Genomic DNA, 13,629 nt, shown 5'->3' with positions numbered 1-13,629 from the left:
AAATACGCTTTGCGAATTTCTTCCGGTTCGCGTGCCCGTTCGAATTATTACAAGCAAGCTTTCATATTCTCACTTTGCTTTCGCGGAAATAAAAAGGTCCATACAATCCTAAGTTAGATTTTTAAGGATGGTATGGACCATATTATTTATTTTACCAGATTCCCTGAGCTATCATAGCATCAGCAACTTTCTCAAACCCTGCAATATTCGCTCCCATTACATAATTTCCTTTGGCTCCATATCGTTCTGCGGCATCAGACATGTTATGGAAAATGTTAAGCATGATATGCTTTAATTTTTCATCAACTTCTTCAAAAGACCAGCTCAGCCTTTCACTGTTCTGAGACATTTCCAATGCAGAGGTAGCAACACCTCCGGCGTTAGCAGCCTTACCGGGTGCAAATAATACACCATGTGTCTGTAAGTATTCGGTGGCATCCAGAGTAGTTGGCATATTGGCTCCTTCTGCTACAGCAATACAATGATTGGATACCAATGCTTTTGCATCTTCTAATAGCAACTCATTCTGGGTAGCACAAGGAAGTGCAATATCACATTTAACACTCCATACGCCCCGTCCCTCATGGTATTCCGAATTTGGTCTGTATTTTTTATACTCCGTAAGTCTTCCACGGTTTTCTTCTTTAATTATTTGCAGTGCAGCTACATCAATACCCTCGGGGTCATAAACCCAGCCGTTAGAATCACTGACAGTAATAACTTTTGCTCCCAGTTGAAACGCTTTTTGTGCAGCATATATGGCAACATTACCGGAGCCTGATATTGCAACAAGTTTACCGGTTATATCAAAACCATTACACTTTAACATTTCTTCCACCAGATACAGCAGACCATAACCTGTAGCTTCCTTACGTACCAGTGAACCACCGTAGCTTAATCCTTTGCCGGTTAAAACCCCTTCATAAGTACCCTTTATCTTTTTAAACTGTCCGAACATATAACCGATTTCTCTTGCGCCGGTACCGATATCTCCGGCAGGAACGTCAACATCTGCCCCAATATACTTATAAAGTTCTGTCATAAAGCTTTTACAAAATGCAAGTACTTCACGATCTGATTTACCTTTCGGATCAAAATCGGAGCCTCCTTTTGCGCCCCCGATAGGGAGTCCTGTCAGAGAGTTTTTAAAAATCTGTTCAAATCCCAGGAACTTAATGATTCCTATATTAACGGAAGGATGCAGTCTTAAACCGCCCTTATAAGGTCCCACTGCGTTATTAAACTGTACCCTGTAACCGGTATTCACCTGAACTTGTCCTTTATCATCCACCCAGGGAACACGGAATTTAATCTGTCTGTCAGGTTCTACCAATCTCTCCAGTAATGCTTCTTTTCTGTACTTTGCTTCATTTACCTTAACAATGGGTCTTAAGGATTCCAATACTTCTTTTACTGCCTGATGGAATTCCTGCTCTGCAGGATTTTTACGGACTACCGTCTCTAGTACCTCATCTACATAATCCATAGCTTCTTCTCCTTTACAATAAACGTTAAAAAAAGGGTAACAAATGACGCAGTTACCCCTGGACTTTGCTCGTTTATAATTATAAAACACCTTACATAAAAATACAATACATCACTTTACATTTACTGAAATTTTATTGCTGCCGATATGACATCTGCTAGGTTCCGAATAATAGGTACCTATCACAAAATGGTAAAATACTTTATAAACTTGACCACCGTCCGGATGCACCGCAGGGCAGTATTAAGTTATTGGAAGAAACAGGCAGCCCCACTTCATCTGCAATAACCGTACCACCGTATAGAGAGCTGATTTCAATTCCTAACAGATAAGCCAGCACTGCAGGCTGTAAGCCGGTGGTATAAGAGTTTATCAGGAAAAATAAAGGTTCTTTTGTTAATACCTGGGAACACAGTTTAACAAAAGGATGTATGCTGTCTTCAATTTTCCAAATCTCACCCTTAGGACCTCTTCCATAAGATGGCGGATCCATTATAATAGCATCATAAAAGTTTTCTCTCCGTATTTCCCTCTCTACAAATTTACCGCAGTCATCTACAATATAACGGATGGGTGCTTCAGAAAGTCCGGAAAGCGCTGCATTTTCTTTGGCCCAGGTAACCATACCTTTTGAGGCATCCAAATGGGTAACGCTGGCTCCGGCTTTCGCTGCGGCAATAGTAGCTCCTCCGGTGTAAGCAAATAAGTTTAATACCTTTATTTCTTTGCCCGGATTCTTAGCCTTCTGCTTACGTATGATATCCCCAAACCATTCCCAATTTGCCGCCTGCTCCGGAAACAGCCCGGTATGTTTAAAGCTAAAAGGCTGGAGATTAAAACTTAAATCCTTGTATTTAATCTGCCATTGTTTGGGTAAATCAAAAAATTCCCATTCACCTCCGCCTTTATTGCTTCTATGATAATGAGCATTTGGTTTCTTCCATCCCCCATGCGTTTTCGGTGTTTCCCAAAGGACCTGGGGATCCGGCCGAACCAATGTATATTTACCCCATCGTTCTAACTTTTCTCCTGTAGAAGTATCAATTACTTCGTAATCTTTCCATCCATCTGCAATCCACATATCATTTCTCTCTTTCGGTTTTTTCATTCTACATTCTAAAGCATATTACATCATAATAAATATTTCAACAAGCGTTAAGTTAAACTATCTTACTATGCTTCATAAACATTTCTGTAACTATCATTTATAAGACCTTTTTATATAACATATCTTAATAACATTATAATAATTGTCAGCTTCCTAAACCAATTTATTAAGGATGAAGCTGCCCAAAGTTTCTTAGATTCAGAAATCTTCAGGCAGCTTATTATATACCTAACAAACAGTATTACCATTTATCAATATTCCCATTATGATTCTACCGGTTTTTATTATGTGATTTGGGATTCTCACTGTTTTTCTACTATATATTTTAGGATTCCAAACAAGTTTCTTCTGCAAATAATGAGAGACATAGCATCTTTGAATTCTATCTCTTTTTTACGGAAGATTCTCTGATTACAACCTCGGTATTAATAATTACTATCTCTTTCGGTAAGTTCATATTTTCCATACGCCACATTAATATCTGAACCAATCTTCTGCCCATTCTTTGATTCCCGACATGTACGGTCGTTAAGGCAGGTGTTAAGAGTTCTGCTTCTTCTTTATCATCAAAACCGGTTACCGCAACGTCTTCCGGTATTTTTATTCCTCTTTTCTTAAGCCATAGCATTACATCTTTTGCAATATCATCGTTTGCACATACAAAAGCTTCCGGCATATTAGTCAGCTTATCCAGTACGGCGGCAATTTCTTCCTGCCGGTAGTATTTATGCTCCACATGTTTATTAATAACAAATTGTTCATACGGTGCGATACCAAACTCATTAAGAGCGGCCAAGTATCCCTCATAACGGTCCTTAATGGTTCGGCAATAGCTGGTATCACCAATAAATGCAATCTTTTTCATTCCCTGATTTATCAGATGTTCTGTCAGTATTTTCGTACTGTTGTAGCCCTCAAAAACAAGCATATCCCCCAGATTAGAAATCTCATGAACATTACTTGGGCCATCCAGGAAAACTACCGGAACATCTTTTTTAATAATCAGTTCCAAAAAGGATTTGCTGAATACACTTAAAATAATAATTCCGCTCATATCTGTCTGCATATCCAATGGAAGAATATGGCCTGCCTCATCTTCCTCGCTGATAAAATTAAATTGTAGCCTGCAATTATTTTTATTCAATTCATCGGATATTCCCATAATAATGCGGTTCCAGAAAGTTGATAATTCTCTTCTGGCAAAGACAACAACTGTTTTGGTTTTTTCCATTCTGTCCTTTATTTTAAAATCATTTATGACCACCGGGGATAATTTGGTATATCCCATCTCGTAAGCCTTTTTAACCACTACATATCTCGTTTCATAAGCTACCGTATCACTGTTATTTAATGCCTTAGCTACCGTATTGCGAGATAAGTTCAATTCTTTTGCAACATCCTGTATCGTTATTTTTTTCACTTGCTTCACCTCATCCATATTAAGACGATGCTTTTAGGTAATTCCTGCATTCTCCTGGTTTTTCTCTATTTGTCATAATTTTTGCACTATAAATATACAAATGTGTAAAAATAATATGTATTTTTCCTCACATTTAATTTACAACAGCCGCTTACAGATGTCAATTGAATTTTCAGGCTTAGTCATTTATTAAAAGTTTTATTTTCTCAGGAATTGAGTCGAAACGGATATTCGCAATCCGCTACGCTACTTGCTCATAACCTTATACCTGCTACGCAGGCATTTCAGTCGGAGCTTGAACTCCGACTGTAACAAGTAAGTCCCAAACCCACCGCTTACGCTTCGCTAAGAAGCGGGGGACTTACTTGTAAGGTTAAACCACGCAGGATTTCTTAAATTCCCTTAAATTATTTTAATCTGTTCATTATTATTTTAACCGTTTTTTAACTTGACGTTACTATAAAAAAAATATAAACTGAAAGAGCAGACAATACATGGAAATAAATATTAAAAAGACGTCTGCTTCATAAGACGTATTAATTAATAAAAGTTGGAGGGATTAAATATGGGAATATTAACAAGATTCAAAGACATTATGTCGAGTAACATCAATGCATTACTTGATAAAGCTGAGGATCCGGAAAAGATGATTGATCAATGCTTAAGAAACCTGAATACTGATTTAGGTAAGGTTAAATCTGAAACAGCTACCATTATGGCAGAAGAACAACGTGCTAAGAGAGTTTTAGATGATTGCAAGGAAGAAATCGAGAAAATGCAAACCTATGCTGTGAAAGCACTTGAAGCTAATAATGAAGCGGATGCTAAGAAATTCTTAGAACAGAAAGCCTTGTTAACCAATAAATTAACTGGTTTACAGGAAGCTTATGATTTATCTCATGCCAATGCAGTGCATATGAGAGAAATGCATGATAAATTAGTGGGTGACATTAATGAACTTGAATCCCGTAAAGACATGATTAAAGGTAAGTTATCCGTTGCAAAAGCTCAGGAACGTATTAACAAAATGACCTCTTCCATAGCAAGTGCCAATGATTCCATGGCAAGCTTTAATAAATATGAAGAATTGGCAGACAAAGCGATTGATAAAGCGAATGCGATGGCAGAACTGAACCGTTCAACCTCCGAATCATCCATTGAAGACCTGACAAAGAAGTATTCATCCGGAACCGATGTGGATGCCGAACTAGCTGCACTTAAGGCGAGCTTAAATAAGTAATAATCATTCATACCATATGCGGAAATGGCGGCAGGAAATAAAAGCCGCTGTTTTTCGCGCTATGTTATCATGCCGGCAGACATGATAACAGCGCCGAACGTAGTGAGTGCGCATCGACGATGCGAAGCATCGCTATTATATGAGCCTCGTGAATATGAAATAATAGCAGAAAGAGGTTAGTTTCATGGTAAAACAATATAAATGTCCAAATTGCGGAGCCGACATGGCATACGACAGTACCTCAGGTATGCTGCATTGTGACAGCTGCGGAGAGAACATTGACATAAACACAATTAAAAATCAGGATTCCAATGATTACAACCGTTCAGAATCTAAATCGGCACATTCTTCCGATCAAGATAATTTTACCGGTACTAACGGTAATTTCCATACCTTTGACGAAAATGAAACGGTGGAGTATCAGTGTCAGAACTGCGGCGCCGTATTGATTACGGATAAAAATACCACTGCAACAACCTGCAGTTTCTGCGGAGCCGGCGTAGTATTAGCAGACCGCTTAAGCGGAAGCAAAGCTCCGGCTAAAGTTATTCCGTTTACCATTAATAAGGAACAGGCACAGGAAGCCTTTAAAAAATGGTGTAGAAAAGGACGCCTGACTCCAAAAGGTTTTATGACCGCAGACCGGATTAAAAGTATTACCGGATTATACGTGCCTTTCTGGTTGTATGATTTAAACGGGCAGGGGGAAGCTAATGCAGCCTGTACCAAAGTCCGGACTTACACCCAGGGGGAATACATTTATACGGAAACCAGTCATTTTAATGTATACCGGAAAGTTAACTTAAATTATCTTAAAGTACCTGCGGATGCTTCCGAGAAAATGAATGATAAATTAATGGACAAATTAGAGCCTTACAATTATCAGGAACTCAAGAATTTTAATATGCCTTATCTGGCAGGCTATCTTGCTGAAAAGTATAATTATAACGATAAAGAATTATTTGACAGAGTCAGGGAAAGAGTTACAGATTATGTGGATCTTTATATAGGTGATACCATAAACGGTTATACTACCACCTCCTACACTCAAAAAGATATAATAATAAAGGAGCGGAACGCAGACTATGTCCTTCTGCCTGTCTGGATGGTTTGCTATGATTATAAACAATCCGAACATACCTTTGCAATGAACGGCCAAACCGGTAAGATTGTAGGTAAACCTCCGTTAAGCAAGGGTAAAATTGCAGCCTGGTTTGCAGGTGTCAGCGGTGTTGCTTTTCTGGTTATTAAAATCATTGCAGTTTTGTCGGGAGGGCCTATTCTATGATTAATTTCGTAAAATACAGAAATGAAAAAGAGTTAAAACCTGTTAACAAAACTATTACTTTTTTTCTTTTATTATTTCTTATAGTTCCTTTCTTTACTATGTTTAGTACAATAAAAACCTTAGCAGCTGCAGAGGATCAGAAAGTATATGATTATTACGGACTTTTTAGTGAAGAGGAATCGGCAGATTTGGAAAATATCTGCGCAGAATATGGAGAAGAAGGCAAGGTTGATATTGTTGTAATCACTGACGACCTGAAAGGAGACTCACCTAAAACATATCTGGAAGATTTCTATGATGAACACAAGTTTGGATATGATCAGGAGTTTGGGGATACTGCTATGGTCCTGGTTAATATGTATAGTGAAGACAGAAACGTAACCATTCAGGGTTACGGCAATGCCGAATATTATTTAAACAATGACCGTATCGAGCATATATTAGATGATATTACCCCCATGTTAAAAGACAGCGCTTATTATGATGCCATGGAGGAATTCGCCAAGCAGGCTGCTTATTATATGAATGAAGAGAAAGGCGTAAACACAACCCCTGCAACCGGAGATGTTGGTTCGGATAATTATTACGGTGAATCCGGTTATGACGGCCCCAGCGATTATTATGGGGAAAAGGAAGATAATATCTTTTATAATACCGGTTTTCAATTATTAATGGCAGTTATTATCGGCGCTGTTACCGTAGGAATAATGGCGGCTAATTCCGGGGGCGGGTTACCGTTTCCGACAGTACTTATCTGGATGAGCAAAATTCAGGAATAGTAGCACGCCGGGATGATTATATAAGAACCACCACCACCAGAGTTAAAAAGCCATCCAATAACGGAGGCGGCGGCCGAAGCAGCGGCGGCGGTGGAATATCAAGCGGAGGCCATTCCCACAGCGGTGGAAGCCGGGGATTTTAATATGTAATAATTTAATAACAGAAAGGATGTAGCATACCATGGGCTTTTTTTCAGGACAATTATCCAATGTTGTAGAATGGGAAGAATTCAGAGAAGATATGATCTTCTATAAATGGCATAACGAAGAAATAAAAAAAGGCAGTAAATTAATTATCCGTCCGGGACAGGATGCCGTATTTCTCTTTAACGGAAAAATTGAGGGAATCTTTAAAGACGACGGTGACTATGATATAGAATCGGAAATCATACCGTTTCTTTCAACCTTAAAAGGTTTCAGATTCGGGTTTAACAGCGGCATGAGGGCTGAAGTCTTATTTATCAACACGAAAGAATTCACTGTAAAATGGGGGACCAGAAACGCAATTAATATTCCTACTCCCAGCATGCCCGGCGGATTACCGATACGAGCCAACGGTACTTTTAACTTCAGAGTTAATGACTATATTAAATTAATTGATAAAATTGCCGGCGTAAAAGACAGTTATTTAGTGGAGGATGTTAAACTGCGTATTACCGCTCTCCTGGATCAGTTATTAATGAAATGGATAACCAAAGAAGGAAAAGATATGTTTAACCTTCAGGCAAATTCTTTTGATATCAGCAATGGTATACGCACTGACCTGGATATGCAGTTATTTGATACAGGTATTACTGTAACCGGATTTAACGTAATGAGCTTTAATTATCCCGATGAAATTCAGCAGATGATTAACCGTAATGCTTCTGCCAATATGATCGGGGATATGAGCAGATACCAGCAGGCCGTGATGACCGACGGAATTGCCTCCGGCAGGGTGCAAGGCGGCGGTATGGCATCCGATATGGCCGGTATGATGATGGGTATGAATATGGCAAACCAGATGATGCAGAATATGAATCAGACAAATACAATGAATTCCAATCAGCCAAACAGCCAATTCGTAAGTAATGGAAAGAAACCTAATTTCTGCCCAAATTGCGGTCAAAAAACCGGGGATGCTAATTTCTGTCCGAATTGCGGTCAGAAATTAATATAATAAATCTATAGCTAACTTATATTATTTTAATTAGTCTCTATACAATAGGTTAAGTTATACTGGTATCGGTATTATTAAAAGAGGTTATATCCTATAATAAATTCAGGGCTTCTGTTAAATGATTTAAATCTAACAGCAGCCCTGAAATATTATAATTTTTTTTATTGCACCTGGAATACCGGGTCATGCACCAATTTTGTTAGTTTTTCTTCCGCATCTTTTAAACTGTTACCTTTTACACCAAAGTAAAACTTAATCTTCGGTTCAGTTCCGGATGGTCTTACCGCACACCATGCATCCTCTTCCAATTCAAAATATAAAACATCTGATTTAGGAAGTCCGGTCGGAGTTACTGTTCCCGTAGCAATATCGGTTATGATATCTGCTTCGTAATCTCTGAATTTAAGCACTTTAAAGTCACCGGCTTTTGTTGGAGGATTCTTTCTGTAACTTCCCATAATTTCTTTAATTTTCTCCATACCCTCAATACCTTTTAAGGTTACAGATACCAGATCTTCTTTAAAATATCCGTATTTCTCTAAAATGCGATTCATCTGTTCATACAGGGTGATACCTTTTTGTTTATAATAAGCAGCAGCCTCACATAAAGTCATTACGGCAACAACCGCATCCTTATCCCTGGAATGTGTTCCGATTAAGCAGCCGTAGCTTTCTTCAAAACCAAATACATAGGAATGTGATCCGGTTTCTTCGAAAAGTTTAATCTGCTCACCAATGTATTTAAATCCTGTTAAGACTTCAATTAACGTTGCACCATAATATTTAGCTATCTGGTCTGCCATATTACCTGTTACAATTGTTTTAACCAGGGCTGCATTGGAGGGAAGGGTATTATGTTCCGCTTTCTGGGAAAATACATACTCGGCAATTAATGCACCGGACATATTACCGGTTAATAACACAAATTCTCCTTTTTCATTTCGCACCTGTACACCAAGTCTGTCCGCATCCGGGTCGGTTGCAAGAATTAGGTCGGCACCTACCTCATCCGCTAATTTTTTAGCCAACGTAAATACTTTCGGGTCTTCCGGATTCGGATAACTTACTGTTGAAAAGTTTGAATCCGGTAATTCCTGTTCCGGAACAACATATACATTGGTAAATCCAAGTTCTTTTAAAATTCTTCTGACAGGAAGGTTGCCCGTTCCATGAAGAGGGGTATAGACGATTTTCATGTCCTTGTTTTCTGCAGCAACAGGATTTACTACTAATTTTTTTAATTCTTCAATATATTTGTCATCAATCTCGGCGCCGATTACAAGATATAATCCCTGTGCCTTCGCTGTTTCTAAATTCATGGTTTTAACAGTGGCATAATCTGTTATGGCATTAACCTCTGTAATAATTTCAACATCTTTAGGATAAGTAATCTGGGCGCCATCTTCCCAATATACTTTGTAACCGTTATATTCCGGCGGGTTATGGCTGGCAGTAATAACAATTCCGGCTATACATCCTAATTCTCTAACAGTAAAGGATAATTCCGGTGTTGGTCTTAAGGATTCAAACACATAAGCTTTAATTCCGTTGGCATTTAAGCAAAGGGCTGCATCCGCTGCAAATTCAGGAGACATCCTTCTGGAATCAAAAGCGATTGCAACACCTTTCTTAGTTCCACCCTGCTTAATAATATAATTTGCAAGACCCTGTGTTGCTTTTCTAACAGTATATAAATTCATTCGGTTGCTTCCGGCACCTAATACACCACGAAGACCTCCTGTACCAAATTCCAAGTCTTTATAAAAACGATCCTTTATCTCAGTTTCATTTTCTGATAAATCCTTTAATTCTTTTCTTGTTGCCTCGTCAAAATACTCATCGGTTGTCCATTGTTTATATTTCTTTAAATAATCCAAAACGTATTCTCCTTTCATGTTTCTTATTATTTTACATTGTAATGAATTTCATGATATCTTGCAATACATTTTTTAATACAGTTTTGAAATAACAGGTATTATTTTATTGCATCTGATACGAATTTATTTGATAAATAGGATAATTAAAATAAAAATACACTTTATAAAAATACCTTTTATAACTAATTCTTCTACATTAGAAAAGAGACGGAAAATCAAAAATATTTCCATCTCTTTTAGTGCCTATCAATTAAAGTTTTATTTATTGCTTTGAAGCGGGGACATACTTGTAAGGTTAAATAATTCCAATAGAAGCATCATCCCCGATCTCAGCGTGATGTTCTTTTACATATGCTACGATTTCTTCCAGGGTTGTAAAAGCCATACCAACATAACTGTCGGCTGCTCCGTAATAAATAGCAATTCTTCCGGTTGCCGCATCCTGAAGAGTTGCACATGGGAATACTACATTTGCTACAAAGCCTCTCTCCTCATACCATTCCTCCGGAGTAAGTATAAAATTCTCAGAACGGTATTTTACGATGGAAGGATTATCAATATCGAGAATTGCAGCTCCCATACTGTATACATAACCGTTACAGGTACCTGTTACACCATGGTAAAATAATAACCAGCCTTCACTCGTTTCAATTGGTGCCGCACCGCCGCCAATCTTTAATGACTGCCACCACTGAGTCCCTTTTGTCATAACATGTCTGTGTTTTCCCCAATAAATCGAATCAGGACTTTCACTGATAAAAATATCACCGAAAGGAGTATGTCCGCTGTCACTTGGGCGGGAAAGCAATGTAAAATTGCCGTTAATCTTTCTGGGGAATAATACACCGTTTCTGTTAAAAGGTAAAAAAGGATTATCCAATCTGGTAAAAGTCTTAAAATCCTTTGTCTTAGCTAAGCCTAATGCCGCACCGTAAAAGTCGGTGCACCAGATAATATAATAAGTATCTTCAACTTTAATCAAACGGGGATCATAGGCATATCTGGGCATAAATGGTTCCCCTTTTTCATTTACGAAAGGTATTCTTTCTTCATCATAAGTCCAGTGAATACCGTTTTCGCTACGTCCTAAATATAAATGGGGTATACCATTACCTGTTTCTGCACGAAATACTCCAATAAACTTTCCTTCGTAGGGTACTACCGCACTATTAAATATTCTGGCCACTCCTTTTAAAGGATTTCTTCCTATAATAGGGTTTTCAGAATAACGCCAAACCGGACCAACTTGGTTTTCCGGCTTTTCCTGCCATGGTATATTCGGCAGATTCTCTGCATACATTTTTATCTCTCCCATATCAAAACTCCTTTAGTATATTAATTTCTATATTATGCACTATAATGCACCATCAAATATTTCATTTGCACACCCGTGCATTACCTTGCATTTAAGTTATAACTATTATATTTTAATTCAGTTTCCATGTCAACACCGTTTTGCATAATTTAAGACTGTATTTGCATTTATATTGCACTATTGATGCACAGCTATATTAAATTGGTAATCAAGACGTATGCACTCCTATCACTTAAAACAGTCTACTAGATTTTTACACCGAAATCATTTAATCAAATTGTAACCATTTCTATAACAAAATAACCAAACGGATGAGATATACCCTGTTATTGCAGAACTGTACATTAGGTTTATGGTAAATAATAATAATTTTTATATATGAAATAAAGTAATTCTTGTTTACTATAAAAATAATTAGTATAATTGTATTACAAAGATAAAAACACAGCTCTGGTTGGTAGTCCAGACGTAGCATAAGCTATCAGTAACCTGCCTCCTTGGTTGTCCGTTCTTTGTTCATTTTATTTTAAGGAGGAATAATATGGACAAAGTACAGATAAGCTTAAGTGTATTTTTTGAAGCGCCCTTTTATATCGGTATCTGTGAAAGAAGAACCGGTGATTATTTAACCGTATGTAAAATTACATTTGGATCAGAACCGAAAGATTAGAACGAAATGTTAAGTACCGCCAAAGAAAAGATGAGAGAAATGAAAGACAGTTTTCTCTTAAACAGTTAAAAAGAAAAGAAAAACACAAGGGCAGGTGATCTGCCCTTAACGAAAGCAAGGTGTATTAATATGAAAGTAGCGGCAATTCAATTAGATGCAGTTTTTGCTGATGTCAGTGCCAATCTAAAGAGGGTAAGTGACTTAGTCCTCTGTGCAGTAAATGATGGTGCGGAATTAGTTGTACTCCCTGAATTTTTTACTTCGGCTATTGGTTTTTCACCTAAAATGCCGGATGTGGCACTCCAGGGTAAGAAAACACATGAATTTCTGGTGCAGCTTTCCTCACAGTTTAATGTTATAGTCGGAGGCTCATATCTTTCTTTTGATGGGTATCAATGTTATAACTTATTTGAATTAGTGTTTCCTGACGGTAATACTTTTACACATAAAAAAGACCTGCCGACTCAATTTGAAAACTGCTATTATACCAAAGGTGACACAAATCATATTTTACACACACCTATTGGTGAAATTGGTGTTGCATTATGCTGGGAGATGATCCGTTATGATACAGTTAGAAACCTCTCAGGGAAAGCAGATATCATACTAGCCGGTTCCTGTTGGTGGGACCTGCCGGATGATGCACTTCCTGAAAGAGAACCACTAAGGCATTATAATCAGCAATTAGCCTTAGAAACACCGGTTCATTTTGCAAAACTGTTACATATCCCGGTTATACATGCTAATCATTGCGGCAAGGTTACCGCTTATAAGTTTTCCGGTGTAAAGAATAACACTCCTATAGAAACCGAATTGCAAGCACGTCAAATGGTTGGAGCAACACAGATAATAAGTTCAGAGGGGGAAATGATTTCCAGACGGACTTTCCATGAGGGGGAAGGTATAGTGACAGCGGATCTAACATGGGGTAAAACTGTTAATAAAGAAGCAGAAATAGATATGAATAAGTACTGGATTCCGGACTTACCCGAGTCCTACGTAAAAGCATGGGAAACGATAAATCCGCAGGGAGAAAAATATTATAACAGTATTTCCTTGCCATATTATCACCGGAATTATAAAGAATATGGATAACTGTATAACCATTTCTGTTTGAAGCTATAGAGATTTATTTTAAAGAACAGCCGATTCAGTATCCGAATTATTATAACGGGATTACTCTAATATTTATTCGGTATAGGATTGCAGTAAAAAAAGATACATTTAATATTTAAGGAGTTTATAAACTATGTATTGTCCAATTTAAGTTTAATAAAATGTTAATTT

11 protein-coding genes are annotated in these 13,629 nt (G+C 37.7%); 6 read left to right on the top strand and 5 right to left on the bottom strand.

All coding sequences use genetic code 11. From position 1 onward, the window contains the following. Positions 1-151: 151 nt before the first annotated feature. From gdhA to Ana3638_RS07170, 3 genes are all read right to left on the bottom strand, one after another. On the bottom strand, positions 152-1,486 hold the full coding sequence (gene gdhA / locus Ana3638_RS07180) for an NADP-specific glutamate dehydrogenase (protein ID WP_161837417.1): 1,335 nt from the start codon (positions 1,484-1,486) through the stop codon (positions 152-154). Positions 1,487-1,688: 202 nt separating this feature from the next. Continuing rightward, positions 1,689-2,567, bottom strand: coding sequence for a class I SAM-dependent methyltransferase (locus Ana3638_RS07175; RefSeq protein ID WP_161840478.1), 879 nt, complete (start codon positions 2,565-2,567; stop codon positions 1,689-1,691). 409 nt (positions 2,568-2,976) lie between these two features. Beyond that, on the bottom strand, positions 2,977-4,014 hold the full coding sequence (locus tag Ana3638_RS07170; RefSeq protein ID WP_161837416.1) for a LacI family DNA-binding transcriptional regulator: 1,038 nt from the start codon (positions 4,012-4,014) through the stop codon (positions 2,977-2,979). Positions 4,015-4,579: 565 nt separating this feature from the next. Here Ana3638_RS07170 and Ana3638_RS07165 point away from each other — a divergent pair. From Ana3638_RS07165 to Ana3638_RS07150, 4 genes are all read left to right on the top strand, one after another. Beyond that, the gene (locus tag Ana3638_RS07165; RefSeq protein WP_161837415.1) at positions 4,580-5,254 is read left to right on the top strand and encodes a PspA/IM30 family protein; all 675 of its coding nucleotides are present in this window, start codon (positions 4,580-4,582) and stop codon (positions 5,252-5,254) included. A 184-nt stretch (positions 5,255-5,438) separates the two neighbouring features. Then, the gene (locus Ana3638_RS07160) at positions 5,439-6,542 is read left to right on the top strand and encodes a TFIIB-type zinc ribbon-containing protein (RefSeq protein ID WP_161837414.1); all 1,104 of its coding nucleotides are present in this window, start codon (positions 5,439-5,441) and stop codon (positions 6,540-6,542) included. Then, positions 6,539-7,321, top strand: a complete 783-nt coding sequence (locus Ana3638_RS07155; protein WP_161837413.1) for a TPM domain-containing protein — start codon at positions 6,539-6,541, stop codon at positions 7,319-7,321. The genes Ana3638_RS07160 and Ana3638_RS07155 overlap by 4 nt, the downstream gene beginning before the upstream one ends. Before the next feature lie 181 nt (positions 7,322-7,502). Then, entirely contained in the window at positions 7,503-8,480 is a 978-nt protein-coding gene (locus Ana3638_RS07150; RefSeq protein WP_161837412.1) for an SPFH domain-containing protein, read from the top strand. A gap of 161 nt (positions 8,481-8,641) precedes the next feature. On the opposite strand, the gene Ana3638_RS07145 is transcribed toward Ana3638_RS07150, so the two are convergent. Continuing rightward, positions 8,642-10,357 carry a phospho-sugar mutase gene (locus Ana3638_RS07145; RefSeq protein ID WP_161837411.1) on the bottom strand — a complete coding sequence of 572 codons (1,716 nt, stop codon included), beginning with the start codon at positions 10,355-10,357 and terminating at the stop codon, positions 8,642-8,644. A gap of 295 nt (positions 10,358-10,652) precedes the next feature. Then, positions 10,653-11,672 carry a glycoside hydrolase family 130 protein gene (locus tag Ana3638_RS07140; RefSeq protein ID WP_161837410.1) on the bottom strand — a complete coding sequence of 340 codons (1,020 nt, stop codon included), beginning with the start codon at positions 11,670-11,672 and terminating at the stop codon, positions 10,653-10,655. 541 nt (positions 11,673-12,213) lie between these two features. On the opposite strand from Ana3638_RS07140, the gene Ana3638_RS27015 reads away from it, so the two are divergent. Then, positions 12,214-12,342 (top strand): DUF2992 family protein, encoded by a 129-nt coding sequence (locus Ana3638_RS27015; RefSeq protein ID WP_330587915.1) that lies wholly within the window; start codon positions 12,214-12,216, stop codon positions 12,340-12,342. 129 nt (positions 12,343-12,471) lie between these two features. Then, positions 12,472-13,437 (top strand): carbon-nitrogen hydrolase family protein, encoded by a 966-nt coding sequence (locus tag Ana3638_RS07130; protein ID WP_161837409.1) that lies wholly within the window; start codon positions 12,472-12,474, stop codon positions 13,435-13,437. The last annotated feature ends 192 nt before the right edge of the window (positions 13,438-13,629 follow it).

Origin of the sequence: Anaerocolumna sedimenticola, assembly GCF_009931695.1 — a bacterium.
In the GTDB taxonomy this organism is placed as follows: domain Bacteria; phylum Bacillota; class Clostridia; order Lachnospirales; family Lachnospiraceae; genus Anaerocolumna; species Anaerocolumna sedimenticola.
The sequence above is the reverse complement of the archived record's forward strand: the minus strand, read 5'-3'. Positions and strand labels throughout refer to the sequence as shown.